Origin of the sequence: Collimonas sp. PA-H2, assembly GCF_002564105.1 — a bacterium.
Lineage (GTDB): Bacteria > Pseudomonadota > Gammaproteobacteria > Burkholderiales > Burkholderiaceae_D > Collimonas.
In genome coordinates, this window is record NZ_PDBX01000001.1 from 5,307,477 (window position 1) to 5,332,285 (window position 24,809).

At 58.5% G+C, this 24,809-nt stretch carries 27 protein-coding genes and 1 pseudogene; 12 read left to right on the forward strand and 16 right to left on the reverse strand.

Annotated elements, in window-relative coordinates; translation table 11 throughout:
* Nucleotides 1-31: 31 nt before the first annotated feature.
* Complete coding sequence (locus tag BCF11_RS24360; RefSeq protein ID WP_098497027.1) at nt 32-2,236, reverse strand: OsmC domain/YcaO domain-containing protein; 2,205 nt, start codon at nt 2,234-2,236, stop codon at nt 32-34.
* Nucleotides 2,237-2,481: 245 nt separating this feature from the next.
* Between BCF11_RS24360 and BCF11_RS24365 the strand changes: the two genes are divergently transcribed.
* The 3 genes from BCF11_RS24365 (at nt 2,482) to BCF11_RS24375 (ending at nt 4,372) form a co-directional block, all read left to right on the forward strand.
* The gene (locus tag BCF11_RS24365) at nt 2,482-2,775 is read left to right on the forward strand and encodes a putative quinol monooxygenase (RefSeq protein ID WP_098497028.1); all 294 of its coding nucleotides are present in this window, start codon (nt 2,482-2,484) and stop codon (nt 2,773-2,775) included.
* 137 nt (nt 2,776-2,912) lie between these two features.
* Complete coding sequence (locus BCF11_RS24370; protein WP_199111031.1) at nt 2,913-3,806, forward strand: sigma-70 family RNA polymerase sigma factor; 894 nt, start codon at nt 2,913-2,915, stop codon at nt 3,804-3,806.
* Nucleotides 3,807-4,057: 251 nt separating this feature from the next.
* On the forward strand, nt 4,058-4,372 hold the full coding sequence (locus tag BCF11_RS24375; RefSeq protein ID WP_098497030.1) for an EthD family reductase: 315 nt from the start codon (nt 4,058-4,060) through the stop codon (nt 4,370-4,372).
* A gap of 450 nt (nt 4,373-4,822) precedes the next feature.
* Here the strand turns inward: BCF11_RS24375 and msrB are convergent, their stop codons facing one another.
* From msrB to BCF11_RS24400, 5 genes are all read right to left on the reverse strand, one after another.
* Entirely contained in the window at nt 4,823-5,332 is a 510-nt protein-coding gene (gene msrB / locus BCF11_RS24380) for a peptide-methionine (R)-S-oxide reductase MsrB (RefSeq protein WP_098497031.1), read from the reverse strand.
* Between the two features lie 126 nt (nt 5,333-5,458).
* A complete protein-coding gene (locus BCF11_RS24385; protein WP_098497032.1) occupies nt 5,459-5,932 on the reverse strand; it encodes a DoxX family protein in 474 nt (157 codons plus the stop codon).
* A 29-nt stretch (nt 5,933-5,961) separates the two neighbouring features.
* Nucleotides 5,962-6,714: a DNA-binding domain-containing protein gene (locus BCF11_RS24390; RefSeq protein WP_098497033.1), complete on the reverse strand. Its 753-nt coding sequence runs from the start codon at nt 6,712-6,714 to the stop codon at nt 5,962-5,964.
* A complete protein-coding gene (locus BCF11_RS24395) occupies nt 6,698-7,546 on the reverse strand; it encodes a DUF692 domain-containing protein (RefSeq protein ID WP_098497034.1) in 849 nt (282 codons plus the stop codon). Before BCF11_RS24395 ends, BCF11_RS24390 begins: the two co-directional genes overlap by 17 nt.
* Nucleotides 7,547-7,567: 21 nt before the next feature.
* Nucleotides 7,568-7,846 (reverse strand): DUF2282 domain-containing protein, encoded by a 279-nt coding sequence (locus tag BCF11_RS24400; RefSeq protein WP_098497035.1) that lies wholly within the window; start codon nt 7,844-7,846, stop codon nt 7,568-7,570.
* Nucleotides 7,847-8,067: 221 nt separating this feature from the next.
* On the opposite strand from BCF11_RS24400, the gene BCF11_RS24405 reads away from it, so the two are divergent.
* From BCF11_RS24405 to BCF11_RS24415, 3 genes are all read left to right on the forward strand, one after another.
* Nucleotides 8,068-8,709: a DUF1109 domain-containing protein gene (locus tag BCF11_RS24405; protein WP_098497036.1), complete on the forward strand. Its 642-nt coding sequence runs from the start codon at nt 8,068-8,070 to the stop codon at nt 8,707-8,709.
* Nucleotides 8,710-8,848: 139 nt separating this feature from the next.
* Complete coding sequence (locus BCF11_RS24410; protein ID WP_098497037.1) at nt 8,849-9,421, forward strand: sigma-70 family RNA polymerase sigma factor; 573 nt, start codon at nt 8,849-8,851, stop codon at nt 9,419-9,421.
* Nucleotides 9,418-10,059 (forward strand): DUF1109 domain-containing protein, encoded by a 642-nt coding sequence (locus tag BCF11_RS24415; RefSeq protein ID WP_098497038.1) that lies wholly within the window; start codon nt 9,418-9,420, stop codon nt 10,057-10,059. Before BCF11_RS24410 ends, BCF11_RS24415 begins: the two co-directional genes overlap by 4 nt.
* A 22-nt stretch (nt 10,060-10,081) precedes the next feature.
* On the opposite strand, the gene BCF11_RS24420 is transcribed toward BCF11_RS24415, so the two are convergent.
* The 3 genes from BCF11_RS24420 to BCF11_RS24430 all read right to left on the reverse strand — a co-directional run bounded on the left by BCF11_RS24420 (nt 10,082) and on the right by BCF11_RS24430 (nt 12,670).
* Nucleotides 10,082-11,083, reverse strand: a complete 1,002-nt coding sequence (locus BCF11_RS24420) for an NADP-dependent oxidoreductase (protein ID WP_098497039.1) — start codon at nt 11,081-11,083, stop codon at nt 10,082-10,084.
* 25 nt (nt 11,084-11,108) lie between these two features.
* Nucleotides 11,109-11,963, reverse strand: a complete 855-nt coding sequence (locus BCF11_RS24425; RefSeq protein ID WP_098497040.1) for an oxidoreductase — start codon at nt 11,961-11,963, stop codon at nt 11,109-11,111.
* Nucleotides 11,964-12,049: 86 nt separating this feature from the next.
* Nucleotides 12,050-12,670, reverse strand: a complete 621-nt coding sequence (locus BCF11_RS24430) for a TetR/AcrR family transcriptional regulator (RefSeq protein ID WP_098497041.1) — start codon at nt 12,668-12,670, stop codon at nt 12,050-12,052.
* 184 nt (nt 12,671-12,854) lie between these two features.
* On the opposite strand from BCF11_RS24430, the gene BCF11_RS24435 reads away from it, so the two are divergent.
* The 4 genes from BCF11_RS24435 to BCF11_RS24450 all read left to right on the forward strand — a co-directional run bounded on the left by BCF11_RS24435 (nt 12,855) and on the right by BCF11_RS24450 (nt 16,947).
* Entirely contained in the window at nt 12,855-13,589 is a 735-nt protein-coding gene (locus BCF11_RS24435; protein ID WP_098497042.1) for a GntR family transcriptional regulator, read from the forward strand.
* 90 nt (nt 13,590-13,679) lie between these two features.
* Nucleotides 13,680-14,969, forward strand: coding sequence for an MFS transporter (locus BCF11_RS24440; RefSeq protein WP_098497043.1), 1,290 nt, complete (start codon nt 13,680-13,682; stop codon nt 14,967-14,969).
* An 88-nt stretch (nt 14,970-15,057) separates the two neighbouring features.
* A complete protein-coding gene (locus BCF11_RS24445; RefSeq protein ID WP_098497044.1) occupies nt 15,058-15,963 on the forward strand; it encodes an amidohydrolase in 906 nt (301 codons plus the stop codon).
* Between the two features lie 354 nt (nt 15,964-16,317).
* Nucleotides 16,318-16,947, forward strand: coding sequence for a malonic semialdehyde reductase (locus BCF11_RS24450; protein ID WP_098497683.1), 630 nt, complete (start codon nt 16,318-16,320; stop codon nt 16,945-16,947).
* Between the two features lie 156 nt (nt 16,948-17,103).
* On the opposite strand, the gene BCF11_RS24455 is transcribed toward BCF11_RS24450, so the two are convergent.
* Nucleotides 17,104-17,475, reverse strand: a complete 372-nt coding sequence (locus BCF11_RS24455; RefSeq protein ID WP_098497045.1) for a helix-turn-helix transcriptional regulator — start codon at nt 17,473-17,475, stop codon at nt 17,104-17,106.
* Nucleotides 17,476-17,943: 468 nt separating this feature from the next.
* Between BCF11_RS24455 and BCF11_RS24460 the strand changes: the two are divergent.
* Nucleotides 17,944-18,159: pseudogene (locus BCF11_RS24460) on the forward strand (hydrolase); the annotation flags it as partial.
* A 30-nt stretch (nt 18,160-18,189) separates the two neighbouring features.
* On the opposite strand, the gene arsH reads toward BCF11_RS24460, so the two are convergent.
* The 5 genes from arsH to BCF11_RS24485 form a co-directional block, all read right to left on the reverse strand.
* On the reverse strand, nt 18,190-18,927 hold the full coding sequence (gene arsH, locus BCF11_RS24465; RefSeq protein WP_143751458.1) for an arsenical resistance protein ArsH: 738 nt from the start codon (nt 18,925-18,927) through the stop codon (nt 18,190-18,192).
* Complete coding sequence (gene arsC, locus BCF11_RS24470; RefSeq protein WP_098497047.1) at nt 18,893-19,324, reverse strand: arsenate reductase (glutaredoxin); 432 nt, start codon at nt 19,322-19,324, stop codon at nt 18,893-18,895. Before arsC ends, arsH begins: the two co-directional genes overlap by 35 nt.
* Before the next feature lie 51 nt (nt 19,325-19,375).
* Nucleotides 19,376-20,443, reverse strand: a complete 1,068-nt coding sequence (gene arsB, locus BCF11_RS24475; protein ID WP_098497048.1) for an ACR3 family arsenite efflux transporter — start codon at nt 20,441-20,443, stop codon at nt 19,376-19,378.
* A gap of 75 nt (nt 20,444-20,518) precedes the next feature.
* Nucleotides 20,519-20,866, reverse strand: coding sequence for a helix-turn-helix transcriptional regulator (locus BCF11_RS24480; RefSeq protein WP_098497049.1), 348 nt, complete (start codon nt 20,864-20,866; stop codon nt 20,519-20,521).
* 184 nt (nt 20,867-21,050) lie between these two features.
* The gene (locus tag BCF11_RS24485) at nt 21,051-21,767 is read right to left on the reverse strand and encodes an aspartate/glutamate racemase family protein (RefSeq protein ID WP_098497050.1); all 717 of its coding nucleotides are present in this window, start codon (nt 21,765-21,767) and stop codon (nt 21,051-21,053) included.
* Nucleotides 21,768-21,966: 199 nt separating this feature from the next.
* Here BCF11_RS24485 and BCF11_RS24490 point away from each other — a divergent pair, with 199 nt between their 5' ends.
* Nucleotides 21,967-23,544 (forward strand): porin, encoded by a 1,578-nt coding sequence (locus tag BCF11_RS24490; RefSeq protein WP_098497051.1) that lies wholly within the window; start codon nt 21,967-21,969, stop codon nt 23,542-23,544.
* A gap of 32 nt (nt 23,545-23,576) precedes the next feature.
* Here the strand turns inward: BCF11_RS24490 and BCF11_RS24495 are convergent, their stop codons facing one another.
* A complete protein-coding gene (locus BCF11_RS24495; protein WP_098497052.1) occupies nt 23,577-24,803 on the reverse strand; it encodes an aminotransferase class I/II-fold pyridoxal phosphate-dependent enzyme in 1,227 nt (408 codons plus the stop codon).
* Nucleotides 24,804-24,809: the final 6 nt, after the last annotated feature.

Sequence of the window (24,809 nt, forward strand, 5' to 3'; positions counted from 1 at the left end):
TCAAGCGCCACCCCAGCCATGACTCGTAACCCTAACTGGCTGTAATCGCCACATTGGCCCGAGCCATATGCAGTTTTTTGTAGCTGTCGATCAGGCGCTGGTGCCTATCGAGCCCCTCCAGTTTCATACTCGTTGGCGTTAAACCGAAGAAACGCACGCTGCCGTCTACTGACCCCATTACCGCGTCCATCCGGGCGTCGCCAAACATCCGGCGGAAATTGACCAGGTAATCGTCCAGTTCCAGGTCGTCATCCAGCAGCACCTCTAGCACCACATTCAAGGCCTGATAAAACAATCCGCGCTCGACCGTGTTGTCGTTGTACTGCAGGAAGGCACCCACCAGTTCATGCGCGTCCTCAAATTGCTGTAAGGCGAGATGAATCAGCAGCTTCAACTCGAGGACTGTCAGTTGCCCCCAGCCCGTATTCTCGTCAAATTCGATACCGATCAATGTGGCGATGTCGGAATAGTCATCGAGTTCATTGTTATCCAGGCGATCAAGCAGCGCTTCCAGGCTGGCATTGTCCAGGCGATGCAGATTCAAAATATCGGCGCGGAACAGCAGTGCCTTGTTGGTGTTATCCCAGACCAAATCTTCTATCGGGTAAATTTCCGAATAACCGGGCACCAAAATCCGGCAGGCTACGGCGCCTAAATTGTCATACGCCGCCATGTACACCTGTTTGCCCATTTCTTCGAGAATACCGAACAAGGTCGCGGCTTCCTCGGCATTGGAGTTTTCACCCTGGCCAGAAAAATCCCATTCAACAAAATTGAAATCCGCTTTGGCACTGAAAAAGCGCCATGACACAATGCCGCTGGAATCGATGAAGTGCTCGACAAAATTATTTGGCTCAGTCACGGCTTCACTTGCAAAGGTGGGCCGAGGTAATTCGTTCAGGCCTTCAAAACTGCGACCCTGCAGCAATTCCGTCAGACTACGCTCCAGCGCCACCTCCAAGCTTGGGTGCGCGCCGAACGAGGCAAATACACCGCCTGTCCGCGGGTTCATCAAAGTGACGCACATCACTGGGTATACCCCTCCCAGCGACGCATCCTTCACCAGCACCGGAAAGCCCTGCTCTTCCAAGCCCTGAATGCCGGCCAGAATGCCAGGGTATTTCGCCAGCACTTCCTGCGGCATATCGGGCAAGGTGATTTCACCTTCCAGAATTTCGCGTTTTACCGCCCGTTCGAAAATTTCCGACAGACATTGCACCTGCGCTTCGGCCAGCGTGTTACCGGCACTCATGCCATTGCTGACGTAGAGGTTTTCGACCAGGTTGGACGGAAAATACACCACCTCGCCGTCCGACTGCCGCACATACGGCAGCGAACAAATTCCGCGCTGCGCATTGCCGGAGTTGGTGTCAATCAGATGCGAGCCAAATAAATCGCCGTCGGGATTGTAAATTGGCAGACAGTACTCATCCAGAATTTCAGCCGGCAGCGCATCTTTACGGCCAGGCTTGAACCAGCGCTCGTTCGGGTAATGGACGAACGCCGCGTTAGCGATGTCTTCGCCCCAAAACGAACCGGCGTAGAAATGGTTGTTATTGAGCCGCTCGATATACTCTCCCAACGCCGACGCCAACGCGCTTTCCTTGGTTGCTCCCTTGCCATTGGTAAAACACATCGGCGAGTGCGCATCGCGGATATGCAGCGACCACACATTGGGAACCAGATTGCGCCACGAAGCGATTTCAATCTTGATGCCCAAGTTCGCCAAAACGCCCGACATATTGGCGATGGTTTGCTCCAACGGCAGATCCTTGCCCGCAATATAGGTGCTGACGTCGGACGCCGGCTTCAACGTCAGCAAGGCCTGAGCATCGGCATCCAGGTTCTCAACCTCTTCAATCACAAACTCGGGTCCGGCTTGCACCACTTTTTTCACCGTACAGCGGTCGATGGAGCGCAAAATCCCCTGGCGGTCTTTGGCAGAGATATCCGCCGGCAACTCAACCTGAATCTTGAAAATCTGCTGGTACCGGTTTTCCGGATCGACAATATTGTTCTGCGACAGGCGGATATTTTCGGTAGAAATGTTGCGAGTTACACAATACAACTTCACAAAATAAGCTGCGCACAAGGCCGATGAGGCCAGAAAATAATCGAACGGACCTGGCGCCGAGCCATCGCCCTTATAGCGGATAGGCTGGTCGGCCACTACCGTGAAGTCATCGAACTTGGCTTCAAGACGTAGCTTATCGAGAAAGTTGACCTTAATTTCCATGGGGGAACTCTAAAATTGATGTAGCCGCTATTATCCGTCGCCACGCCGGTACCGTGCAATGTATCGATGGTTTTCTCAAACGCTGCCGCATATGGATAACTTGACAGGCGAACGCCATGGCACAGCACATGGTTGGAAGCGGCGAGCTTCCATGATTTTTCTCCAGGTCCGATCCGTTTTGCTGCAGTTCATCGTCTAACAGATTACAGGCCCGATCGGCGGACCTGTATAACCTGAGACGAACCATGACAACCTTGCTGATTCCCCTGACGGTCGATCCTGCCAACCAGACCCAAGTTCTCGATATGTTGCGCGACAATATCCATACGGTGATCCGCACGCTTGACGGGTGGATTGCCACCAACCTGATGGCGACCGCGGACGGAACGCGAATCGTTATTCATTCTCAATGGCGTGACGCCGCTGCGGTCAGGGCGATGCAAACCGACCCTCGGATGGTCGCCTACTATCCAAAACTGGCCGCCCTCGCTACGATCGAAGCCATCACGGGCGAAGTCGTCCACGCGGCCAAGGCTTGAGCAACCGGCCTGGAATCCGACAGGTTTGGTAAGATCGTGTCGAAATGGGTCGACGACCCGGCCTTTGCCGGGGACGTTGGCCATCGATTCTGCGCCGGCACCGGCATCGTGCCGATAGATACGAACGCAGTCAGCAAGTGAACCTGAGACAGGCCGCGATGGACGATGTAGCGCAAGATTTTGAAAAACTGCTCGGCGAGATGCGACCAAAACTTCATCGCTATTGTGCCCGTATGACGGGGTCCGTGGTCGATGGCGAAGACATCGTCCAGGATGCGCTGGCGAAGGCATTTGCCGCACGTGCGTCCTTTGGCGGGCTGGACAATCCCCAGGCCTGGCTGTACCGGATCGCTCACAATGCTTCGCTCGATTTTCTGCGGCACCGCGCGCGTGCGCCGCTGATGGAGGACGAAGAGGAGCTCGCCAGGTTGGCGACCCCCGACGTCCCCGACCCTGAGATTGCCGCGACCTGCCTGCGCAGCTTCATGCGGCTGCCGGCGCTGCAGCGCAGCGCGGTGATTCTGAAGGACGTGCTCGGCCATTCGCTGGGGGAAGCGGCGCTGATCACCGGCTCCAGCGAGCCGGCCGTCAAATCGGCGCTGCAGCGGGGGCGCGAACGGCTTCGCGCGGTTGCCAGCGAGCCCGAGGAGCTGGCATTGACCGTTATCGATGGCGCCGCCAGTGCCCGGCTGCTTGCTTATGTGGACGGATTCAAGAGCGGTGATTTCGATACGGTACGCGCCATGCTGGCCGAAGATGTCAGGCTTGAGCTTGTGACCAAACTGCGGCGCAACGGCAAGAGCGAAGTCGGCGAATACTTCGGCGCCTACGCCACCGCCGTGCAATGGGCGTTCTCACCGGCCATGGTTGAGGGAGGCGCCGCGATGCTGGTTTTTGACCGCAACGTGTCGCTCGATACGCCGGCCTATTTTGTGGCGCTCGAATTTGCCGGCGGCCAGGTCGTTGGCATTCGCGACTTTCTGTATGCGCGATATGCGATGGAACGAATAGAAATACGGTCTATTGCCTGAGTCAAGAGCCATCGGTGAGAGACAGATCCATTGCCTGGCGAGGCCCGCCCCTCTCCGCCGCCGCAAGCAGCATCAGATGTGCTGGAAGGCCCTAGACAGGCACCCTATCGAGCTCTTGGACGCCACTGATCCAGCAGTAGCCGCACCCCGGCAAACGCGGATCAAAAAAATCGTGTCAGCTCGATTCCTTTTGGATAGAAATTTCGTCTTAACTCATAGGACGAATTCGAAGCAACCACAAGGAGAACGCAATGGCACGCATGTTGGTAATCTATAAGACCCCAAAAGATCCTGTCGCTTTCGACAAACACTACTTCGATATCCATCTGCCCTTGGCTAAGCAGCTCCCCGGGCTCAGAAAGTACGAAATCAGCAAAGGACCAATCGTCGCATTGGCAGGTGCTGAAGATCCTTACCTTGTCGGGATTCTGCATTTTGATTCGCTTGCAGCTATCACGCAGGCATTCGCTTCCGAATGCGGACGGGCTTGTGCTGCTGATCGTCTACTCTATGCTCCGGAGGATGAGAGCATGCAGATGTTCCTGTTTGACGACCGAGGCGCATAACGATCCCCTAAGGACTGCCCTCACCTGCCCCTCATCCCTAGCTTAACCTGGGGAGGTTTCATGGAATCAGGTAACACCGAAGCAACAGTCAAAGACAGGCTTGTAATGTGGCTGGTGGTTAGCCATGCAGTTGCATTCTTGCTTGGCGCCGGCGTTCTCGCTTGGCTCAGAAAAATCTAGTTTGGCTTCAAAATCTCAACGCTAAATCGCTCCAGCTGGCAGGTGTCGGTCGATACCGCCAGCTGACACGTAAGCAGCAACGGTTGATCTTTCGACCTATCCCGATGCCAAAAAATCCAAGAAGCCTTTCCGGCTATCGCTGAACCAGCTCGGGATGCTCCAGCTGTCGAGAGTACCCAAGACAAGAAAATCAAAATCCTTGAACAGCAACTTTTCAGCATGGCTCGTAAGTTAGAAGCAGAAAATGGATGAGCTTCTGCTTACCTTTGCTCAGGTTGCGGATTCGGTAAAACTCATCGCGATCCCGTTCATGCAATAACGCAGCCCGGTCGGCTTGGGTCCATCGTCGAAGACGTGGCCGAGGTGGCCGCCGCAGCGCTGGCAATGCACTTCCGTGCGCCGCATGCCAAACGTGCTGTCCTCGCGATTTCGCACTGCGTTCTCCAGCGGCTGCCAGAAACTGGGCCAGCCGGTGTGGCTGTCGAACTTGGTCCTGGACGAAAATAAGGGACGGGCGCAGCCGGCGCAGGTAAACACGCCGGCGCCATGCTGCGCATTCAAGGGGCTGCTGTACGGACGTTCCGTAGCTTCCTGCCGCAGCACGGCGTAACTGCTGGCGCCCAGCAAACTGCGCCATTCGGCGTCCGTGTGCGTTACATCGAAATGCTCCTGCGTTTCGGCGGCGGTGACGCGGGAAGTCGTAGTGAGCAAGGAGCCCAGCCCGACAGACAGGCCGGCAAACAAGCCGGCACCCAGAAAAACGCGGCGAGTAGATTTCATCGTTCATCTCCAAGATAAATGCATATCGACCGGCCTCATGCAATGGGCGATATATCCAGAACAACAATCGACCGGGCTTCCTCCAGCAAATATCACCCGGGCATTCTTCAATCTAGCGATGCCCCATCATTTGACGCCCAGCCAGTTATCCATAGACAGCCCGCCGCCGCCGCGCCCCACAAGATAAAGCAGCAATCCGGCCCACGACAGATGGATGGGCCAGGCATCCGGATACACGAATACCTCAATCACCAGCGTCATGCCGAGCAGCGCCAGCGCAGCAAAGCGCGTAAACAGACCCAGCACCAGCAGCAGCGGAAAAAGGTGTTCGGCATAGGCGGCCATGTGCGCCGCGATTTCAGGCGGGATCAGCGGAATCTTGTATTCCTCGCGGAACAAGGAGTAAGTGCTTTCCGTTAAAGTCAGGAATCCCGTCACCTTGGTGCGTCCTGACAGGAAAAACATGGCGGCGATGCCGATGCGGGCGATCAGCGCCAGCAAGGAATGGCCAACCAGGCCGGACAAGCTGTCGGCGATGCTGTTCCAGCGCTGGCGCAAGCCGGTTGGCATTGCAGCGGCGGTGATGGCGGGTGTGTTCATATTGATCTCCATGGATAAATGAGTGGTTGTTATGTTGTGGCAAACGCGCCGGCAGTCATCAAGTGCGCCAGCGTACGCGCCACATCCTGCGCGGGGTCCGCTTGCGCGGCGCGGCTGGCGGCGGCTTCCAGCGGCAGGCCGGCAGCGCAGGCGTCGAGCAGTACGCAGCCCGCAAAATCCAGCGGCTGCCAGCAGACAACGCCATCACGGCGTGTCAGCAAGGCGCCTTCCGCTTTCCAGGCCAGATCGCCGGGCATCTCTTGCTGCGCCCGGTTGACGCTCCAGATGGGGTAAGCCGGGTTCTCTGCGAACCACTGCCAGCGCGTGCTGGCCCGCGGCCGCAGGACAGTCTGTGCCAGCGCTTGCGGCGCCAGGGCACCTAGCACCGCGGCGTCGAGCCGGGTGTCATCCGATGCGGCATGAGATTCAATCCAGAATCGGTCCAGCCGAGCGACGCCGGCCAGATACGGTAGCTCAGCCGCCGGTGGAAATTGCGCCAGGAATTGCGGAAAATCCTCACCGTAATCCATCATGCTGACCACACGCGGCGGCGTCGCCCGCACGTACAGCAGGGCGGCGGAACGAAACCATTGCTCGCTTACCAGCCGCTGTACGGTCGGAAAATTTGCCGCCAAGGTATCGATGCAGCCCTTGATCACCGTATTCCGGTAAACCGCAAAACCGGGCTGTGCGCTCAATTCCGCCAAGTGCGGGCTTGCATCTCCTTCGCCATACAAGGCGCGGATAAAATCATCCTGGAACTGCTTAAGCGGCGCGCTCATGCGATGCTCCTTGCAGATCGAGGATGTCTTGCGCCTGCCGGCGCTCGGCCAGCAGGACGCTGAAATCAGGTAAGTGGTCATCGCGCTCGATCAGCGTGGGGCGCGCGCCGATGCGCTCGACCAGGCGGCGGTACAGATCCCATACCGCCGGCGCTACCGGGGTGTCGTGCGAATCGATCAGCAAGGCGGCGCCGATATCGGCATCCGCGCTGTAGCCGGCCAGGTGAACTTCCATGATGGCGGCGGCCGGGAGGCTGTCGATATAGGCAGCGGCATCGAACTGCAGATTGTGGGCGCTGATGAAGATATTGTTGACGTCGGTCAGCAGGCCGCAGCCTGTGCGGCGTGTCAGCTCCGTCAGGAATTCCACTTCGCTCCAGGCATGCTGTTCCATGCGCAGGTAGTGGGTAGGGTTTTCTACAGCGATGCGGCAACCCAGGGCATCCTGGGTGCGCGCAATATTGGCGGCGATGCGCAGCAGTGCTTCGCCGGTGCGCGGCGCCGGCAGCAGATCGGGATAGTAATTGCCGTTCCATGCCGACCATGCCAGATGCTCCGACACCAGCGCCGGCTGGAAACGCCGCACCAGTTGCGCCAGCTTGCGCAAGTGCGCCTCATCCGGCGCTGCGTCGGCCGCCAGCGACAGCGAGACGCCGTGCAAGGCCAGCGGATGACGCTGGCGGATTGCTTCAAGCCAGGCCAGCCGAGGGCCGCCGGCCACCATGTAGTTTTCCGGATGGACCTCGAACCAGAGGCCGTCCGCGCTGCAATCCAGCGCATCGTCGTAGTGCTGGGGTTTCAGGCCCAGGCCTGCGCCAAGTCGGTTATCCATGATGAGCCGGCCGTGTCTGCATCAGGCTGGAGTCAGGGAACCCATGCCATGCGGCGTCTTGATGCTGGTGCAAGTACCGGTAGGGACGTTTTTCCAGGCATTGCCTTGATAGTCGACCTTGGCGGTGCCGGCGCAGGTGGTGCCCTCGCCTGCCTTGCAGTCATTCTTGCCGGCGGCTGACACGCCGTAGCATTTTTCCACGGCCGGTTTGGCCGGTGTAGCGTGGTCTTGCGCCATGGCGACGCCGGAAGTCAGGGCTGCCAGGGTAAAAGCGGCGGTAACGAGATTACGTGCATTCATGATGTCTGCTCCAGAAAAGGTTAGGTAAAAGAACCGATCGATTGCACTGGAAACTGTGTTGTGCAAGCGATCTGACAGGTAATTCGCCAGGACCGAGCATCCGGTTACAGCGGCAAGCAAAATAATTGAAAAAATATTTTTTGCGGCAGCTGTAACCGAAGGCACGGCTGCGGCGAATAACTATCCATGCGCGCCTGCGCAAGCGTGTCTGGAGAAACACCATGAATACCCCTGAACTAGTCGCCATGCTGGCGACCGGCGTGCAACCCGCCGATCCCCATGTACTGGCCAAGCGCTTCGGCGTCGCCCTGATAATGGGATTGCTGGGCGCGACCGCCCTGCTGCTGGCGATTTACGGCGTCCGCAGCGACATGCCGCAAATGCTGGTGACGCCGCTGTTCTGGCTGAAAGCGGCATTTCCGCTGGCAGTGCTGCTGGCAGCACTGCTGATCGCCAGCCGGCTGGCGCGCCCTGGCATGGACAGCAAGCTCGGCTGGCTGATGCTGGCGCTGCCTTTGCTGGCGGTCTGGAGCGCTGCCGCCGGCTTCCTCCTGGCGACGCCGCCGGCGCTGCGGCTGGGTCTGGTGCTCGGCAGCACCTGGCGCATCTGCACCTTGAACATCGTGATCTTGTCTGCGCCAACCTTCTGCGCTGTGTTCTGGGCCATGCGCGGCCTGGCGCCGACCCGGCTGCGGCTGGCCGGCGCCGGCGCCGGCTTGCTGGCGGGAGCGCAGGCGGTGCTGGTCTACACCGTATACTGCATCGAAATGGCGCCGCCGTTCTGGGGCGTGTGGTATGCGCTCGGCATGCTGATCCCGACGCTGGCAGGGGCCCTGCTCGGTCCGCGCTGGCTGCGCTGGTGAACGCCGCTACCGCGGTTTCTCTTGTCACAAAGGAAGAAAGCGGCGACGATGAGCAACCCTCCAATCTTGCCCGTCGGCGCGGCGGGCGGCAAACAAGCTGCCCTCCGACTGAATTAAGGTTCGTTTTAATCAAGATGCCATGAAGCGAATAAGCGAAACAGAAGCCATACAGCCGATAGAAGAACGCCTGAAAATGTTGCTGCTTGCGGGGATGGATGGCGACGCAGCGGCATACCGCAGCTTCCTGGATGAACTGAGCGGGCGTTTGCGTGCGTTCCTGAGAAAGCGTCTATACCATCTGCAGGATGATGTTGAGGACGTGGTGCAGGAAACCCTGCTGGCGGTGCATAACGGCCGCCACACCTTCCGTGCCGACCAGCCCCTGACAGCCTGGGTCTACGCGATTGCCCGCTACAAGCTGAGTGATTTCCTGCGCGCGCGGTCACGCCACGAGGCTTTGAACGAGCCGCTCGACGATTATCTGGAGATTTTTACCGGCAGCGACGAACAGCCCGCAGCGGCCAAGCGCGATATCGGCAAATTGCTCGAATTGTTGCCGGATCGTCAGCGCCTGCCGATCGTGCACGTAAAACTGGAAGGCTTGTCAGTGGCGGAAACGGCACAGCTCACCGGCCTGTCAGAGTCCGCAGTTAAAATAGGCGTGCACCGCGGCCTGAAGGCATTGGCGGCGAAAATCAGAGGTTTGGCATGAAAACAGACGACTTTGTTTCCTTATTGGCGGCCGGCGTAGCGCCGGTGGACCGTCACGCATCGGCCAAGGGCTTCGGCCGCGCACTGCTGCTGGGCGGCTTGGGCGCTGTCATCCTGATCGTGCTGTTTTACGGAGTACGGCCGGATATCCACGCCATGCTCGGCACTCCCCTGTTCTGGCTCAAACTGGCATTCCCGCTTCTGTTGGGCGCTGCCGCCCTGCTGCTGGCTTCACGCCTGGCGCGTCCCGGCCTGGCCGCGGGCAATGCCTGGCCAGCCTTGGCATTGCCGCTGCTGCTGGTGTGGAGCGCATCCGCATTGATCCTCTGGTCGGCGCCACAGGAACTGCGTGCCTCCTTGCTCATGGGCGCGACCTGGCGCAGTTGTCCGTTCAATATTGCGCTGCTGTCGGCGCCCTCGCTGATTGCAGTATTCTGGGCCATGCGCGGGCTGGCGCCGACGCGCTTGCGCTTGGCTGGTGCGGCCGCCGGTCTCCTGTCCGGTGCAATTGCCACCGCCGCCTACTGCCTGCACTGTCCGGAAATGGGCGTGCCGTTCTGGGGTGTCTGGTATGTGCTGGGCATGCTGATCCCGACCTTGGTCGGAGCACTTTGCGGGCCGCGTTTGCTGCGCTGGTAGCAGCACTGCAATCGGATGCCCGCTAGCGCACTTTGATCACAACTTTCCCTTTCGTGCGTCCGGTTTCGACATAGTCCAGCGCCTGTCTGGTTTCCTCGAACGGGAAGACGCGGTCGACCACCGGCCGGATATGGCCGGCTTCAATCAAGCTGGTGATCTCGCCCAATTGCTGGCCGTTAGCAGTCATGAAGTGGAAGGAATAGCTGGCGCCGCTGCGCCTGGCCGCTTTCCGGATGCCGTAACTGAGCAGCCCCATCACCAGGCGGACAAAACCGTTCATGCCACGCAGCTTGGCGAAATCGGGATCGGGCGGGCCGGCGATGCCGATCAGCTTGCCGCCCGGCTTGAGCACGCTCAGGGATTTTTTCTGGATGTCGCCGCCCTGCGTGTCGAGCACCAGATCGTAGTCTTTCAGCTTGGTCGAGAAATCGTCCTTCTTGTAATCGATGACGATGTCGGCGCCCAGGGTCTTCAGCATGTCAGCATTGGCCGCGCTGGCGGTGGTGGCGACCGTGGCGCCGATATGCCTGGCCAGTTGAATCGCAATCGTGCCGACACCGCCCGAACCGGCGTGTATCAGCACTTTCTGGCCCTTCTTCAGCTTGCCTTTTTCGACCAGTGTCTGCCATGCGGTCAGCGCCACCAGCGGCATCGACGAGGCGTCCTCCATCGTCAGGTTGACCGGCTTGAGGGCCAGCGAATCTTCTTTAATCGCGATGAATTCGGCAAACGTGCCAATGCGGTCGTCGTCCGGCCGCGCGTAGACCTCATCGCCTACCTTGAAACGGCGCACGCTGGCACCGACGCGCACCACCACGCCGGCCAGGTCGTTACCCAGAATCAACGGCATTTTATATGGCAACAGCAGCTTGAATTCGCCATCCCTGATTTTATTGTCCAGCGGATTGACGCCGGCAGCGTGAATCTGCACCAGGACGTCATCCTCGCGCACTGCCGGTTCGGGCAAGTCGCCCGACGTCAGCACGTCCGATTTGCCGTAGCGCTTGATGAAGTAAGCTTTCATGTATTGCTCCCGTTTCTATCGTAAATTATTGTGACAAGGCCGTGGCGCGTTTGCGCAGCGCTGGCTGGGAGTCAAGTCTCAAGTCCTTGCGCACGCCGGCTTCGACCAGCGCGGCTGGCGCGAAGCGGCGCAGGAAGCGCAGGCGGCCGGCCAGTGCGCCTGAGGTGTAGCGCACTTTCGGCGTCGCCGCCAGCGCCACCTGCACCACCGTCTCGGCCACCACGCCCGGACCATCCGCGCCTTCCAGCGCTTCCTTCACGCGCAGATCCAGTCCCGCGCGCAGGTCGCGATACTCGTCGAGCGCTTCATCGGGCTGCAACTGGTTGGCGTCGAACGCCGACTTGATGTAGGCCGGCTCGACCAGAGAAACACGAATCCCCTGGGTGCGCAGCTCTTGGTCCAGCGATTCCGAATAGCCTTCCATCGCATGCTTGGTGGCGGAGTACAGTGCCATGTACGGCATCGGCACAAAACCCAATACCGAACTGATGTTGACAATACGCCCGCTGCCGCGCTGCCGCATGTGGGGCACGACGGCGCGGATCATGCGGACGGCGCCGAAGAAGTTGGTATCGAAGATCGCCTGCGCCTGCCGGATCGAGCTCTCTTCGGCCGCGGCGGGCGCGACGCCAAAGCCGGCGTTGTTGACCAGCAGATCGATGCGCCCTTCAAGCCGCAGCACTTGGTTGACGGCGGCGGCGACCGATTCGTCGCTGGTCACATCCAGCGTCAGCATCTCAAACGTGCGCTTGCCGCTTTGCCCCTGCGCGCCACTGCGGCTGCTGCCATACACCTTGTAACCTGCCCTGACGAGTTGCTCGGCAGTGACTTCGCCGATGCCCGATGACGCTCCGGTCACGATTGCTATCTTGCGGTTCATTGTGCTTCCCCTTTATGTTCCCATTTAATATGATGATAATCATATTTATAATCAAAAAAACCCGGCGCATGGCTGCCAAGCCAGCCTTATTTGCCAACCCCTGAAAAATGCTTGAGCGCCGCTTCCCGCAACGCCTCGGACAGCCTGGAATCATCGACCGCGCGCGCCATCACCATGGCGCCGACCATCGAACTGACCATGAACATGGCCTGCTCGTGCGCACCGGGCGTTCCCCAGTCGAGCAACTGGCGCGCCACCACATCGATCATCTCCTTGATACGGCGCGTAGCCGCATGCCGCACCTCCGGCGCTTGGCGGTGCATCTCGGAGCCAAGCGCGGCCACCGGGCAGCCATTCTCAACGTCTTCCAGGTGCTGCTGTGACAAATAGGCGCGCATCAGCTCCTGCAAGGATTGCCCCGGCGCCGCAGCGGCGGCGATGTTGGCCGACAAGCCGACCGCTTCGGCGCCGGCGCGGTCGGCCGCTTCGGCCAACAAGGTCTCGCGCGAGGCGAAGTGCGCGTAGAAGCCGCCGTGCGTGAGCCCGGCTTCCTTCATGATATCCGCCACTCCGGTGCCGGCATAACCGCTGCGCCGGATCGCGCGTGCGGCCACCTCGACGATGCGCTCGTGCGTCGCTTCCTTGCGGCTCTGGGTGGCGCGCTTGACGCCAGTCTGGGTTGATTTCGTGAACATGATGGTCATCATATACCGTTTTCAAAAAGTGTGCACGACTGCGCGCGAGTTTGATTGTTTGGCGGCCTATCCGCTATAAAAACCGCTAGGTCTGGCGATAACTGAGCTGGGCTGTCATCTGCAAATCAGCTTGACATCAGAAATCTACTAGCGTAAAAAGCTAATCATTAATTCATATATATGACTAGAGGATTGAATGAATTACGCAATCTCCCATGATCACCGCCTTCCCTTGTATCAACGCCTGCGCGATGAACTTGCCGCACGAATCGCCGATCAGCACTGGCGTCCGGGGGAAGCGATTCCTACCGAGAGCGAACTGGTAAAGCAGTTCGAGGCGTCGATTGGCACCGTACGCAAAGCCATCGACATGCTGGTGGCTGATGGGTTGCTGGAGCGCTTTCAAGGTAAAGGCACATTCGTGCGGCGCGCCCGTTTCGATTCCTCGTTATTCCGCTTTTTCCGCTTTCAGAATGAGGCTGGTGAGCGGCGTATTCCAGAGGGACGCATCCTGCGCCGTGAAGTCATGCCGGCTCCCACAGCGGTCGCGGCAGCTTTGCGGTTAGCGCCCGATACGGAAGTCATTCATTTCTCGCGATTGCGCCTACTCGATCAGAAGCCGTTGCTTGCGGAGTCGATCTGGCTGCCAAAGGAAAAATTCGCCGCCTTGCTGGAAATCGACACAGCGGAATTCGGTGATTTACTGTATCCGCTGTACGAAGAGCGCTGCGGCCAGGTAATCGCTTCAGCCGAAGAAACGCTTGTCGCCGAGGCGGTAAACGACTTGTATGCCCGCTTGCTGCAACTGCAGCCCGGCGCACCGGTAATCGTGGTGGAACGCCTGGCGCTGGGCTATGACCGCCAGCCGCTTGAGTGGCGTCGTTCGCGCGGACCGGCCGATCACTTCCGCTATCACGTGGAAATCCGCTGAGGGCGGTCAACACCTGCTTAACATATTCAATCGCTAACAAGGCGGGGGTCAACGTAACCCCCGCCAATCGACATATATAGGAGATAGGCAATGTTTCATTGGTATCGGGAAATCACTCCAACTGAGCGCAAGACCTTCTGGGGCTGCTTTAGCGGCTGGGCGCTGGATGCGCTTGACGTGCAAATGTTCAGTCTAGCCATTCCGGCGCTGATCGCCGCCTTCAGTCTCAACAAGGCTGAAGCCGGCCTGATCAGCGGCGTTACCCTGGTGGCGTCGGCCTTGGGCGGATGGGTCATGGGAGCGGCGTCCGACCGCATCGGCCGGGTGCGCGCGCTGCAACTGACCATCGTCTGGTTCTCGTTGTTTACGCTGCTGTCAGCGTTTGCCCAGAGTTTCAATCAATTGCTGGTGCTGAAAGCACTGCAAGGCTTCGGCTTCGGCGGCGAATGGGCCGCCGGTGCGGTGCTGATGGCGGAGATGATACGTCCGGAGCACCGCGGCAAGGCGATGGGCATGGTGCAAAGCGCCTGGGCCGTGGGCTGGGCCGGATCCGTATTGCTATATTCGACCCTGTTCCTGCTGCTGTCGCCTGATATGGCCTGGCGGGTGATGTTCGGCATCGGCATCCTGCCGGCCTTCCTGATCATCTACATCCGGCGCAACATTCCAGAACCGGCGACTTTCGTTATGGCACAAAAGAAGAACAAGAAGGACAAGGCCAGTTATAGTGAACTGTTTGCCATCTTCAAGCCCGACATGCTGCGCATGACGCTGATCGGCGCTTTGATCGGCGTGGGAGCACACGGTGGCTACTATGCGCTGATGACCTGGCTGCCGACCTTCCTCAAAACCGAGCGTCACCTGTCTGTACTCGGCACCAGTGGCTATCTGGCGGTGATTATTGTCGCTTTCTGGTGCGGCTGCATGGTCAGCGCCTATCTGCTTGACCGCATTGGCCGTCGGCTCAACCTGATCCTGTTTTCGGGGTGCTGCGTGATCACCGTGCTCGCCTACGTATTTTTACCGCTCGGCAATACCGCGATGCTATTCCTCGGCTTTCCCTTAGGCTTTTTTGCTGCGGGCATTCCGGCAAGCTTGGGCGCCTTGTTCAACGAACTGTATCCGAGCGGTGTGCGCGGCACCGGCGTGGGTTTCTGCTACAACTTCGGCCGTATTGTATCGGCCGGCTTTCCAATACTGGTTGGGCACATGAGCAGCAAGATGTCGCTCGGAACTGCCATTGGCATCGATGCGGCGCTCGCTTACTCGCTGGTGGTGCTGGCAGTGCTGGCCTTACCGGAGACACGTGGTAAAAATCTGAACGAAGACCCGTGTGTCACAGAAAATCTGGCCGGGGCAGATGCCAAGGCAAGCGCTTGAAGCGTCATGCATCCGCCTGACATCAGAACGCAAGCCGGCCGCATGGCAGGCTACCGATAGCAACAGAAAATGGAACGAGACATCCAAGATGAACCGACGCGAATTCAATGCCGGCCTGATCGGCTCGGCTTTAGCGGCCGTACTACCTGGCTGCACATCTATTGCAAAGCAAGACAAGGAAGGGAAATTAGCTGCTGTGGACACTCATGCCCATATTTTTAAACGAGGACTGAAACTGGCGAATGTGCGGCGCTATGCTCCCGACTACGACGCGCCTTTGGAAACTTATCTTGCCATGCTTGACCAGCACGAGATTGCACGCGGAGTGCTGGTGCAACCTAGTTTTCTGGGTACGGACAATAGCTTCATGCTGGCGGCCCTGCGCCAGTCCCCCGCTCGTCTGCGCGGCATCGCTGTCGTCGATCCAGCTATCTCCCCCCCTGAATTAGACGCTCTTAACGCGGCCGGCGTAGCGGGTGTGCGGCTAAACCTGGTTGGTACGCCGTTGCCGGATTTTTCTAGCCGTGTGTGGACAGATTTTCTCAAACAGCTTGCTCGTCTGGGTTGGCAAGTGGAGGTACATCGCGAAGCCCGCGACCTGCCGCTGGTCCTGCCACCGCTGCTGCGTTCCGGCGTCAATGTAGTGGTCGACCATTTCGGCCGGCCAGACCCGGCATTGGGCGTCAACGATCCTGGCTTCCGCTACCTGCTGGATAGCGCGGCCAGCCGGCGCATATGGGTCAAGCTGTCTGCCGCCTATCGCAATGGCGGCAACGGCGCCGGTGAGCAGACCGCACTGGCCGCGATTCCGCTACTGCGCAATACCTTTGGGATGGAGCGTCTGATGTGGGGTAGCGACTGGCCGCATACGCAATTCGAAAAGAACGCCGATTATGATCACGCCCGAACGTTGCTTGATAGTTGGCTTCCTGATGCAGAAGAGCGTCGCATCGTGCTGATCGATACGCCGTCTGATCTGTTCCGCTTTCTTTAACCGATATGCGGCCTGCAGGCGAGCCGGGTCAATTCGATGAAACACTGATGACGCTCATTTCGCCCTGCTCGCCGAACTCAGTGGAGCCAGCCTTCAACTCACAATGGGCAATAAGTGCAAGAATGATAAAAATGGATATTTCCGACTAAAACCGCGAAATGTCAATTAGCGGTTTCCCCACCGTCGTTGAATTCCTCCCGCCAATCCACAATCCGTAAGCCGGATATTTGAACTATCCCCTCCCCTGAGTGCTTCTTGGCTACAGAGTCAGAAAGCCATTCCATTTTAATTCCTGCCAACTATACTGGTGTGTTGAAAGCGCCGATCAATCTAACCAGCATTGAGGTGATGACCATGAGCCAACAATTAAGCGAAGACGGACTCGACCTGCTGTTTTTTAAAGCCCGCACTCATAATGCATGGCTGGATAAGCCAGTAAGCGACGATATTCTGCGTCGTCTTTACGACGTGATGAAATGGGGACCGACCAGCGCCAATTGTTCGCCGGCAAGGATTTTGTTCTTGCGGACAGCGGAAGCCAAGGAACGTCTGCGGCCTGCGTTGGCGCCTGGAAATGTGGATAAAACCATGGCGGCGCCGGTCACGGCCATCATTGGTTACGACGGAAAATTCTATGACCAGTTGCCAAAACTGTTCCCGCATGCCGACGCACGTGCCTGGTTCGCTGATACGCCGGAACTCGCTGGCGTCACGGCGAGGCGTAACAGCTCCCTGCAGGGAGCGTATTTCATGCTGGCGGCGCGCGCCCTCGGATTGGATTGCGGACCGATGTCAGGATTCGACCAGGTGAAAGTGGATCACGAGTTTTTCCCGGATGCGAAATCGTCGAACTTCGAGTATGAGTATTTTCCGGACAGTCACATCAAAACCAATTTTCTGTGCAATCTGGGTTACGGCGACCCGGACAAGCTGTTCCCGCGCAGCCCTCGCCTCGATTTCGACGAGGCATGCAAATTACTTTGATTGACATGCCGTAGTTTGCGCTCCAGGCCGGCGCCCGCGCCCAGCACTTAAGCGTGCGGGTGGCGTGACATTTACACGCCCCGCACCCGCGTGCTTCCGCATAGCTGCGGCGTGATTCAGCTCAGGAGTTGCCTCCTGTTTGTACGACAGCGTGAATCAGTGGCTATCATCAACCTCTCCGGATTTCAGCCATTTCAAAACTTCCTCCGGCACCCCTTTCCCATCGCTCATTTTTCGAGCGAAAGCGGCTACAAGATTCCGCTCGTCGACCTGTAATTCGGAAACAGGAACCGCTTTCATCGATTGCGCGAGTGCTGTCTGCAACTCGTCATATTGCTCCACGCTGATTTTTGGCGCTAAAAATGCCAGCGCCTGGTCTCCGATCTTGTAACTAAGCGCCTTCTCTCCGAGTTCAATCGAACTCAGGTAAGCAGAGCTCACGGATAAGGATGCGGCCATATCTTTCAGAGCAAGGCCAAGCTCCAATCGAATCTTTCTTACGCATAATCCATACGGCGTTAATTTCATCTTTTTTTCCTGATTCAACCGTTAATTAACTTTGATCCATTGACAAAGCAAAGTGGAAAGCCGGGCTATTTGCGAAAGTCCGGCTGGTTTTTGCTCATCGAATTCTTCTTATAGTCCCTGAAATTCAAGTGGAAAATCTACATAAGACCAGTCCCACATAACTAAGCCCACAAAGCAGAAATTTTATTCTACTGCATCTAAATACCGTTGTATGGCTGTCAAAAAGCACAGGAAAATGCGTTTCGCAAGGTGGCTCTGCAGATTGCATCTCGATCAACAAAACCGGGCAGAGTGCACCGCTTGCCGCACCGCATATCCATCGAAGCTGACGGCTGGATTCTGGAATCATACCCAAAAACAGAGGCTCAAACGTTAATAAACAGACAGACCTGTATATTTTACTAGTTATGATTTCCGCCGAATTACGCCAAATGTACGCCTGAACAAGAACGAGTTTAATCAGACTCAAATACTTGCTATATCGCGGCTGCCTACGAGCGCGGACCGCATAATATCGGTACCAGCATGATGGTGGATCCATTGGGCGTCGCTGTGACGGGAGCAGAGGAAGCGCCGGCCTTGATTTTTGCCGATATCGATCCGGCGCGGATTGCCTATGCAAGAAGCGTATTGCCGGTTCTTGAAAACCGTGGCTTTGAGGCGCCACGGCGTCGGCAAGGCTAACGTGTGAGAAAAGATCAGGCCTCGCTTCTCCTAAATCGATCTTTGATTTACCCGCTTGCTTAACTCCTCGGCGCATTCCCTGCGTTCGCTGTAACGATCCACCAGGAACGAAGAAACGTCACGGGTCAGCAAGGTAAATTTGAACAGTTCTTCCATCACGTCGACCACGCGTTCATAGTAAGACGATGGCTTCATGCGCCCTGCTTCGTCGAACTCCAGAAACGCCTTGGCCACCGATGACTGGTTAGGGATGGTGATCATCCGCATCCAGCGGCCCAGTATACGCATCTGGTTGACAGCATTGAACGACTGCGAGCCGCCGGATACTTCCATCACCGCCAGGGTTTTTCCCTGGGTCGGCCGCACCGCGCCGATGGACAGCGGAATCCAGTCGATCTGCGCCTTCATGATGCCGGTCATGGCGCCGTGGCGCTCGGGCGAGGTCCACACCATGCCTTCGGCCCATTGCGCCAGCTCCCTCAGTTCCAGGACCTTGGCATGGGTTTCCGGCTCGCCGTCCGGCAGCGGCAGGCCGCGCGGATCAAAGATCCTGACTTCGCCGCCCATTGCCTCCAGCAGGCGCGCCGCTTCCCTGGTCAGCAGGCGGCTATAGGATTTTTCGCGCAAAGAGCCATACAACAGCAGGAAGCGCGGCGCATGGGTAGAACGTGCCACAGCGGAAAAATCGGCGGCGACCGGCGTATGGAAAAGCTCCATATCTATGTTTGGCAAATCAGACAGGTTTCTTGACACGTTGTCCCTCCGCATCGACCACTACTTCACCGTCTTCTTTGGTAAACGCCGCCTTTTGCGGCAACGGCAGGATATCCAGCACCAGCTCTGACGGACGGCACAGGCGTGTGCCCTTGGGTGTGACGACAAATGGCCGGTTGATCAGGATAGGATGGGCCAGCATGGCGTCCAGCAATTGCGTATCGCTCAGGTCCGGGGCATCCAGGCCGAGTTCAGCGTATGGGCTTTCCTTTTGCCGGATCGCGTCGCGTACCGAGAGCCCGGCATCCGCAATCAGCCTGATCAGCGCGGCCAGCGACGGCGGCTGCTTCAGGTATTCGATGACTTCGGGCTCGATGCCGGTATTGCGTATGAGCGCCAGCGTATTGCGGGAAGTTCCGCATTCTGGATTGTGGTAAATCGTAATGTTCATGCCTGCACTTTCCTTAAAATTTACGGGGCGACCGCCATCGTTGCACAAGGATCAGCGCCCTTCATACCAGCCCTGGGTACGGTTCACGATCCCGACGATCAGCAGCATGACCGGTACCTCGATCAATACCCCGACCACGGTCGCCAGCGCGGCGCCGGACTTGAAGCCGAACAGGCTGATCGCCGCGGCCACTGCCAGTTCGAAGAAGTTGGAGGCGCCGATCAGCGCCGAGGGGCAAGCGATGGAATGCTTTTCTCCAACAATCTTATTCAACCAATAGGCCAGCGCGGAATTGAAAAAGACCTGTATCAGGATGGGAACCGCCAGCAATGCGATGACCAGCGGCTGTTCGATGATGGCATTGCCCTGGAAGGCGAACAGCAGGACCAAAGTCAGCAGCAGCGCGGAGATCGACCACGGCTGGATGCGCTCCATCAGCTTGTCAAAACTGGCTTGTCCGTGCCGCAGCAGGGATTTGCGCCAGACCTGGGCGATGATCACGGGAACCACAATATATAAAACCACCGAGGTCAGCAGCGTCGCCCACGGTACGGCGATGCTAGACACACCCAGCAAGAGAGCCACCAGCGGCGCAAATGTGAACACCATGATCACATCGTTCATGGCGACCTGCGACAGCGTGAAGTACGGATCGCCGCCAGTGAGGCGGCTCCACACAAACACCATCGCCGTGCACGGCGCCGCAGCTAACAAGATCAGCCCGGCCACGTACGAGTCCAGCTGCCCGGCGGGCAGATACGGCGCGAACCAATGGCGGATGAACAGCCAGGCCAGCAGCGCCATCGAGAACGGTTTGACCGCCCAATTGATGAATAGTGTTACCCCAATGCCGCGGATATGGCCCCTGACCTGGTTCCATGCGGAGAAATCGATCTTGAGCAGCATCGGAATGATCATCACCCAGATCAGGACGCCGACCGGCAGGTTGACCTTGGCGATTTCCAGCGAGCCGATTACCTGCACGCCAGCAGGAAGCAGCTGCCCAAGCAGGATGCCGGCGACGATGCAGAGCGCCACCCAGACAGTCAGGTAGCGCTCGAAGAAATTCATGGGCACGCCCGGGGCGCGCCTGCCGGCGACTTCATATTGAATCGACATAAGCGATCTCGGATGAAAACTCAACGGTGTCGATTTCGACAGCAATATCACCAGCGATATGGGCAGGCAGACGCATCATGAGCATGATGTAGCGCCATCCGCGGGGATGCAGGCAGGGTTGCAGACTGGCGTGCAAGGGTTGCCGCCGCAGCAATTTTCAGTGAGGAATGCCAGCAGTGCATTCATGGTGGTGAAGTTGGCGGAGTAAATCACGAACCGCCCTTCATTGCGCGACGCCACCATATCGGCATGCGACAGTTCCTTCATGTGGAACGATACAGAGGATGGCGAGATGCCGGTGATTTCCCCGATTTTTCCAGCGGGAAGACCGCCAGGACCGGCCTGCACCAGGGCGCGGAAGATGGCAAGGCGGGAATCCTGGGCAAGCGCCGCAAGGGCGGCAACGACTGATTTTGTTTTCATATTTCAATAATAATTGAAATATTTAATAAATCAAGCAATTTATTCCCTCTTGATTTCCCCCGCAGCGCAGGAAAAGCCTCCCTCCCCCAGCCCACGGCTGGCGTGCCGGATCACCCGCGGCCGACGTCAAGCGAGCGGGCAACCCGGAAACCCAGATCGTCGATGGCAAATCGGCAGGCGAGGTTTATTGTTTTGAATTCGATATTACCTGCGCTGCTGTCGCTTTATGCAGGGCGGCGCGCGCCAGCAACCTGGTAGTGTCTAGCGTAGGCAACGGCGAATTACGGTCGTTGATAATCAGCGGTATCTCTGTGCAGCCAAGGATGACGCTGTCGCAGCCCTGCTCTTTCAGTCCGGCGATGACGCTTTGAAAGTAGGCCACGCTGTCTGCCTTGAAGATGCCATGCACCAGTTCGTCCATGATGATGCGGCCGATCTGCACGCGTTCAGCATGGCTGGGAAGCACGCAATCCAGGCCCTTGGCACTCAGAGCGTCCGGATACACCGCACTGTCGAGCAGCCAGCGCGTACCGGTGACGCCTACTTTCCTGAAACCATGCACGACAGCGGCCTCGGCGGTCACTTCGGCAATATGCAGCCATGGCAACGGAGAGCGCGGCTGGACCAGGGCGAAGGCTTGGTGGATGGTGTTGTCCGGACAGACCAAGAAGTCTGCGCCGGCCGCTGCCAGTTTTTCTGCGGACGACAGCATCAGGCTTGCCACGCCGTCGAGGTCGCCACGTTCCAGGCAATTCACGTATCCAGCCAGCGACGGTGTGTGCATCGATACTTCCGGGTGAGCATACGGACCCAGCGCCTGAGCGCCCTCTTCACAGATAGTCCGATAGCAGAGCGCTGCGCCCTCGGCGGAGCAGCCGACGATGCCGATATGTAAAGACATGGATGAGCGCTTCCTTTTTTAGTGATTACGCAAGACGTGAATCTCAGCGAGGCCGCAAATTAGCCACAAAAGCTGTTCATTGAATGCCCCGCACGACATCTATTTTTGAAAAACTTGAGCCAAGTCAACGCCGCGTGGCCCTCAACAGCGGCACTCTGAATCGTCGTACATAAAATTATTCTACAACGATGGAGACCTCATGATATTCAAATCAAAGCCGCTGCATGCGGCATTGCTTGCTGTATTTTCAATTCCACCACTCATGTTCCCGAGCGCCGCCCTGGCCGATGCGGCCACCGATGCCCGCATCGAAGCATTGGAACAACAGGTGAAAATGCTGACGACAAAGCTCGAACAGGTAGTGGAAAGACCCGAGAAAAAAGAGGCGCACGAGGATGTGGTTTCGTCCATGCCGCAAGCGTTGAACGAGCGCGCCAGGAAATTCTTCGAGGCGATCAAGGACGTCGAATTTTACGGTAACCTGGATGTCTCGATCGACGGCAGCAGCAAGGGATTCAAGAGTTCCTATAACGATGTCGGCGGCGCCCGGGTGGTCTCGCCGGTCGGCCACAACGGCTGGCAGGCCGACCTCTCCACCAATCTCTCCTATGTCGGCATCCGCGGCAAGCACTCTGTCAGCGACACCCTGTCGCTGGTGTACCAGCTGGAAACGCAGATCGACATCACCGCCACCGCCGGTTCAGCCAACTCTACCAGTGCCCAGGACACCACGGTCAAAGGCGCGCTGACCTCGCGCAACAGCTATCTCGGCCTGGCCGACAGCAGGTGGGGTGCGCTCAAGCTCGGCAAAACCGATGCGCCGTATAAAACCTCCACCGCCCGCATGAATCCCTTCTCCGGCATGTGGGGCGACTACGCGGTCATCATGGGCAATACCGGCGGCGATAACCGGGTCGAATTCGGCACGCGCCTGGATCATGCGCTCTGGTACGAATCGCCCAAGTGGAAAGGCTGGAGTTTCAATGCGCTGATTTCGCCGGGCCAGAACCGCGGCTACGAAAATTCAATCCAGGCCAGCGGCGAATCCAGTTGCACCGGCGGCAACGTTCCCGGTAGCGGCGGCGGTCCTGTCGCTTGCAACGACGGCAGCTATGGTTCGGCCTACAGCGCCAACATCGCCTATGAAAATGGGCCGCTGTATGTGACCGGCGCGTATGAGCTGCATTCCAGGGTCAACCGTACCGGCGACGTCAGTGCGACGCCGCAGGCGCTGGCCAGTCCGACCGGACTGGATCAGAACGATGTCGGTAACGAGTATGCCTATAAAGTAGGCGTCCAGTACGCCTTCCCCACCAAAACCACCGTCAGCGCCATCTATGAGGTGATGCGCAGGAATATCCCGGCTTACCTGGCCGAGCAGAACGAGCGCTCGCGCAACGGCTACTGGCTGGCATTGACGCAAGAACTGACGCCGGACGACAGCCTGTCGCTAGGCTGGGCGCACGCCAACGCCACTCCCGGCGATCCGGGTCAGCACAATACCAGCGCCGCGGACGGCATCGGCACCAGCAATCCGGACAACGGCGCCAATATGTACACCCTGGCTTACAAGCACAAGATCGACAAGCAAACCACCTGGTACGCCAACTATGCGGTGACCATGAATCGTCCCTTGGCGCACTATGACCTGGGCGCCGGAGGACGCGGCGTGACTACCGATTGCCACGATGGCCAGACGATCGCATCGGGCGCGCCCAACTGCTATGCCGGCGGGCGTGTGCAAGGCGTGTCGGCAGGCGTGAACTATAAGTTCTGATCCGAACCGCGTGGCCGGCTGGAAGCACTACGCTAGCGATGTAGCTCTTCCAATGCTGTTCTCAAGGCAAGTGCAATCCCCTTGGCCGCCTGCGAAATCTCGGCCAGCGACGGAAAACTCGGGGCGATGCGGATATGGCGGTCTTCCTCATCGCGGCCATAGGGGAAAGCAGCGCCGGCGGCGGTCAGCGTGATGCCGAGCTCTTTTGCCAGCGCAATAGTGCGTTTGGCGCAACCCGGCGGAGTAACGAGGTCGATGAAATATCCGCCTGCCGGCCGCGTCCACCTTACACCGTCAATAGCGCCAAGGTAGAGGTCGAATTGCGCCAGCACCGCGTCGAACTTCGGCTTCAGCAGTTGCCGGTGGCGCTCCATCAGCGCCTCGACATGCGCGCGGTCTTGCAGGAAGCGTACGTGGCGCAACTGGTTGATCTTGTCCGGACCTATGCTGCGCACCGATGTATTGCGCTGCCACCAGGCGATGTTTGCCGCGGATGAGGCCAGCGCAGCCAGGCCGGAACCCGCCATGGTGATCTTGGAAGTCGAGGCAAACACGATGGCGCGCTCCGGGTTGCCGGCTTGCCGGCAGGCTGCCAGCACGTCGATGCTTGCAGTCTTCTGCTCGCCTAAGTGGTGCATCCGGTAGGCGTCGTCCCACATCAGCACGAAATCCGGCGCCGCTGTCTTCATGGCCGCCAGGCGCTGCACGACTTGTTCCGAATAGACGGCGCCGGAGGGATTGCTGTATTTTGGCACGCACCACATGCCTTTGATGGCGGGGTCGCTCGCCACCAGTTTTTCCACCAGTTCCATGTCCGGGCCATCGTCGTTCAAGGGCAGGTTGATCATCTTGATCCCGAGCGCTTCGCAGATCGAGAAATGGCGGTCGTAGCCAGGCACCGGGCACAGGAAGCTGACCGGCTGCTGCCGGCTCCATGGCGCCTGGCCGGCGATGCCATATAGCATGCAGAACACGATGGTGTCGTGCATCAGGGCCAGGCTGGCGCTGCCGTCCACCACGATCTGGGCGGCAGGTATCTCCAGCAAGTCGGCAAACAAGGCGCGCGCCTCCGGCAGGCCGCTGGCAATGCCGTAGTTGCGCGTGTCTGTGCCGTCTGCCGCCAGGAATCCGTCCAGCTGCTGCAGCAGCACGTTGGAAAGATCCAGCTGTTCCGGTGCCGGCTTGCCGCGCGACATGTCAAGTTTGAGGGCTAGCTGCTGGAACGCTTCGAACTGCGCTGGAATATCTTGTGAAGTCATTGGTTT

Excerpts from the sequence above, each read along its gene's own strand:
- BCF11_RS24445 (WP_098497044.1), top strand. The coding sequence starts at position 15,058 with ATGAACCGACGCGAATTCAATGCCGGCCTGATCGGCTCGGCTTTAGCG.
- BCF11_RS24390 (WP_098497033.1), bottom strand. The coding sequence starts at position 6,714 with ATGAGCGCGCCGCTTAAGCAGTTCCAGGATGATTTTATCCGCGCCTTG.
- BCF11_RS24410 (WP_098497037.1), top strand. The coding sequence starts at position 8,849 with ATGAAGCGAATAAGCGAAACAGAAGCCATACAGCCGATAGAAGAACGC.
- BCF11_RS24360 (WP_098497027.1), bottom strand. The coding sequence starts at position 2,236 with ATGGAAATTAAGGTCAACTTTCTCGATAAGCTACGTCTTGAAGCCAAG.
- BCF11_RS24375 (WP_098497030.1), top strand. The coding sequence starts at position 4,058 with ATGGCACGCATGTTGGTAATCTATAAGACCCCAAAAGATCCTGTCGCT.
- arsH (WP_143751458.1), bottom strand. The coding sequence starts at position 18,927 with ATGCGGAGGGACAACGTGTCAAGAAACCTGTCTGATTTGCCAAACATA.
- BCF11_RS24415 (WP_098497038.1), top strand. The coding sequence starts at position 9,418 with ATGAAAACAGACGACTTTGTTTCCTTATTGGCGGCCGGCGTAGCGCCG.
- BCF11_RS24455 (WP_098497045.1), bottom strand. The coding sequence starts at position 17,475 with ATGAAATTAACGCCGTATGGATTATGCGTAAGAAAGATTCGATTGGAG.
- BCF11_RS24420 (WP_098497039.1), bottom strand. The coding sequence starts at position 11,083 with ATGAAAGCTTACTTCATCAAGCGCTACGGCAAATCGGACGTGCTGACG.
- BCF11_RS24430 (WP_098497041.1), bottom strand. The coding sequence starts at position 12,670 with ATGATGACCATCATGTTCACGAAATCAACCCAGACTGGCGTCAAGCGC.
- BCF11_RS24485 (WP_098497050.1), bottom strand. The coding sequence starts at position 21,767 with ATGTCTTTACATATCGGCATCGTCGGCTGCTCCGCCGAGGGCGCAGCG.
- arsB (WP_098497048.1), bottom strand. The coding sequence starts at position 20,443 with ATGTCGATTCAATATGAAGTCGCCGGCAGGCGCGCCCCGGGCGTGCCC.
- msrB (WP_098497031.1), bottom strand. The coding sequence starts at position 5,332 with ATGAAATCTACTCGCCGCGTTTTTCTGGGTGCCGGCTTGTTTGCCGGC.
- BCF11_RS24385 (WP_098497032.1), bottom strand. The coding sequence starts at position 5,932 with ATGAACACACCCGCCATCACCGCCGCTGCAATGCCAACCGGCTTGCGC.
- BCF11_RS24495 (WP_098497052.1), bottom strand. The coding sequence starts at position 24,803 with ATGACTTCACAAGATATTCCAGCGCAGTTCGAAGCGTTCCAGCAGCTA.
- BCF11_RS24480 (WP_098497049.1), bottom strand. The coding sequence starts at position 20,866 with ATGAAAACAAAATCAGTCGTTGCCGCCCTTGCGGCGCTTGCCCAGGAT.
- arsC (WP_098497047.1), bottom strand. The coding sequence starts at position 19,324 with ATGAACATTACGATTTACCACAATCCAGAATGCGGAACTTCCCGCAAT.
- BCF11_RS24365 (WP_098497028.1), top strand. The coding sequence starts at position 2,482 with ATGACAACCTTGCTGATTCCCCTGACGGTCGATCCTGCCAACCAGACC.
- BCF11_RS24400 (WP_098497035.1), bottom strand. The coding sequence starts at position 7,846 with ATGAATGCACGTAATCTCGTTACCGCCGCTTTTACCCTGGCAGCCCTG.
- BCF11_RS24490 (WP_098497051.1), top strand. The coding sequence starts at position 21,967 with ATGATATTCAAATCAAAGCCGCTGCATGCGGCATTGCTTGCTGTATTT.
- BCF11_RS24405 (WP_098497036.1), top strand. The coding sequence starts at position 8,068 with ATGAATACCCCTGAACTAGTCGCCATGCTGGCGACCGGCGTGCAACCC.
- BCF11_RS24435 (WP_098497042.1), top strand. The coding sequence starts at position 12,855 with ATGAATTACGCAATCTCCCATGATCACCGCCTTCCCTTGTATCAACGC.
- BCF11_RS24440 (WP_098497043.1), top strand. The coding sequence starts at position 13,680 with ATGTTTCATTGGTATCGGGAAATCACTCCAACTGAGCGCAAGACCTTC.
- BCF11_RS24450 (WP_098497683.1), top strand. The coding sequence starts at position 16,318 with ATGAGCCAACAATTAAGCGAAGACGGACTCGACCTGCTGTTTTTTAAA.
- BCF11_RS24395 (WP_098497034.1), bottom strand. The coding sequence starts at position 7,546 with ATGGATAACCGACTTGGCGCAGGCCTGGGCCTGAAACCCCAGCACTAC.
- BCF11_RS24425 (WP_098497040.1), bottom strand. The coding sequence starts at position 11,963 with ATGAACCGCAAGATAGCAATCGTGACCGGAGCGTCATCGGGCATCGGC.